We start from the raw sequence: 2991 nt of genomic DNA, 5'->3' as shown, positions 1-2991 counted from the left end.
TTTCATCTAACGATGAGACATTTGATGACAAGACATCTAATTGAAATTGTAAACGTCTTTTCACGACGATAGTTAAGTGAATAAGGGCGCACGGTGGATGCCTTGGTACTAGGAGCCGATGAAGGACGGGACTAACACCGATATGCTCCGGCGAGCCGTAAGTAGGCTTTGACCCGGAGATTTCCGAATGGGGAAACCCACTGTTCGTAATGGAACAGTATCCTATACTGAATACATAGGTATAGGCAGGCACACCCGGGGAACTGAAACATCTAAGTACCCGGAGGAAGAGAAAGCAAATGCGATTTCCCAAGTAGCGGCGAGCGAAACGGAATCAGCCCAAACCAGAAAGCTTGCTTTCTGGGGTTGTAGGACACTCCATTGGAGTTACAAAAGAGGAAGATAGGCGAATCGATCTGGAAAGGTCAGCCAGAGCAGGTAACAGCCCTGTAGTCGAAATCTTTCTCTCTCCGGAGTGGATCCTGAGTACGGCGGAACACGAGGAATTCCGTCGGAATCCGGGAGGACCATCTCCCAAGGCTAAATACTCCCTAGTGACCGATAGTGAACCAGTACCGTGAGGGAAAGGTGAAAAGCACCCCGGAAGGGGAGTGAAAGAGAACCTGAAACCGTGTGCCTACAAGTAGTCGGAGCCCGTTAATGGGTGACGGCGTGCCTTTTGTAGAATGAACCGGCGAGTTACGACCGTATGCGAGGTTAAGCAGCAGAAGCGGAGCCGCAGCGAAAGCGAGTCTGAATAGGGCGAGTGAGTATGCGGTCGTAGACCCGAAACCGTGTGATCTACCCATGTCCAGGGTGAAGGTCAGGTAACACTGACTGGAGGCCCGAACCCACGTAAGTTGAAAATTACGGGGATGAGGTGTGGGTAGGGGTGAAATGCCAATCGAACACGGAGATAGCTGGTTCTCTCCGAAATAGCTTTAGGGCTAGCCTCAGAATAGAAAGTCATGGAGGTAGAGCACTGATTGGACGAGGGGCCCCTATCGGGTTACCGAATTCAGTCAAACTCCGAATGCCATAGACTTTGTTCTGGGAGTCAGACCGTGGGTGATAAGGTTCATGGTCGAGAGGGAAACAGCCCAGACCGCCAGCTAAGGTCCCAAAGTGTGTGTTAAGTGGAAAAGGATGTGGAGTTGCTTAGACAACCAGGATGTTGGCTTAGAAGCAGCCATCATTCAAAGAGTGCGTAATAGCTCACTGGTCGAGTGACTCTGCGCCGAAAATGTACCGGGGCTAAACACACCACCGAAGCTGCGGATTGATCTTATGATCAGTGGTAGGAGAGCGTTCTAAGGGCCGTGAAGTCAGACCGTAAGGACTGGTGGAGCGCTTAGAAGTGAGAATGCCGGTATGAGTAGCGAAAAAAGAGTGAGAATCTCTTTCACCGAATGCCTAAGGTTTCCTGAGGAAGGCTCGTCCTCTCAGGGTTAGTCGGGACCTAAGCCGAGGCCGAAAGGCGTAGGCGATGGACAACAGGTTGATATTCCTGTACCACCTCCTTTCCGTTTGAACGACGGGGGGACGCAGGAGGATAAGGAGAGCGCGCCACTGGATGTGCGCGTCCAAGCAGTGAGACGGTCGGATAGGCAAATCCGTCCGGCAACGTCAAGCTGTGATGGGGAGGGAAATATAGTACCGAAGCTCCTGAGTTCACACTGCCAAGAAAATCCTCTAGTGAGGAAAGAGGTGCCCGTACCGCAAACCGACACAGGTAGGCGAGGAGAGGATCCTAAGGTGAGCGGGAGAACTCTCGTTAAGGAACTCGGCAAAATGACCCCGTAACTTCGGGAGAAGGGGTGCTCCTCTGCCGAGGAGCCGCAGTGAAAAGGCCCAAGCGACTGTTTACCAAAAACACAGGTCTCTGCGAAGCCGTAAGGCGAAGTATAGGGGCTGACACCTGCCCGGTGCTGGAAGGTTAAGGGGATGCGTTAGCTTATGCGAAGCGTTGAACCGAAGCCCCAGTAAACGGCGGCCGTAACTATAACGGTCCTAAGGTAGCGAAATTCCTTGTCGGGTAAGTTCCGACCCGCACGAAAGGTGCAACGACTTGGGCACTGTCTCAACGAGAGACCCGGTGAAATTATACTATGTGTGAAGATGCACATTACCCGCGACAGGACGGAAAGACCCCGTGGAGCTTTACTGTAGCCTGATATTGAATGTTGGTACAGCTTGTACAGGATAGGTAGGAGCCTTGGAAGCCGGAGCGCTAGCTTCGGTGGAGGCGCTGGTGGGATACTACCCTGGCTGTACGGACATTCTAACCCAGGACCGTGATCCGGTCCGGAGACAGTGTCAGGTGGGCAGTTTGACTGGGGCGGTCGCCTCCCAAAAGGTAACGGAGGCGCCCAAAGGTTCCCTCAGAATGGTTGGAAATCATTCGCAGAGTGTAAAGGCACAAGGGAGCTTGACTGCGAGACCTACAAGTCGAGCAGGGACGAAAGTCGGGCTTAGTGATCCGGCGGTTCCGCATGGAAGGGCCGTCGCTCAACGGATAAAAGCTACCCCGGGGATAACAGGCTTATCTCCCCCAAGAGTCCACATCGACGGGGAGGTTTGGCACCTCGATGTCGGCTCATCGCATCCTGGGGCTGTAGTCGGTCCCAAGGGTTGGGCTGTTCGCCCATTAAAGCGGTACGCGAGCTGGGTTCAGAACGTCGTGAGACAGTTCGGTCCCTATCCGTCGTGGGCGTTGGAAATTTGAAAGGAGCTGTCCTTAGTACGAGAGGACCGGGATGGACACACCGCTGGTGTACCAGTTGTTCCGCCAGGAGCATCGCTGGGTAGCTACGTGTGGTCGGGATAAGTGCTGAAAGCATCTAAGCATGAAGCCCCCCTTGAGATGAGATTTCCCTTTGCTTTAAGCAAATAAGATCCCTCAGAGACGATGAGGTTGATAGGTCCGAGGTGGAAGCGTGGTGACACGTGGAGCTGACGGATACTAATGGATCGATGACTTATCTATCTGAT

Annotated in this window: 1 rRNA gene; it reads left to right on the top strand. The window is 53.1% G+C overall.

Annotated elements, in window-relative coordinates:
• Positions 1 to 70: 70 nt before the first annotated feature.
• Positions 71 to 2986: ribosomal RNA gene (locus DYE48_RS20850) — 23S ribosomal RNA — on the top strand.
• Positions 2987 to 2991 lie beyond the last annotated feature (5 nt).

It is taken from the genome of Halobacillus trueperi, assembly GCF_003386945.1.
Classification (GTDB): domain Bacteria; phylum Bacillota; class Bacilli; order Bacillales; family Halobacillaceae; genus Halobacillus; species Halobacillus aidingensis.
Note: the sequence above shows the minus strand (reverse complement) of the source record. Positions and strands in the feature narration are given on the sequence as shown.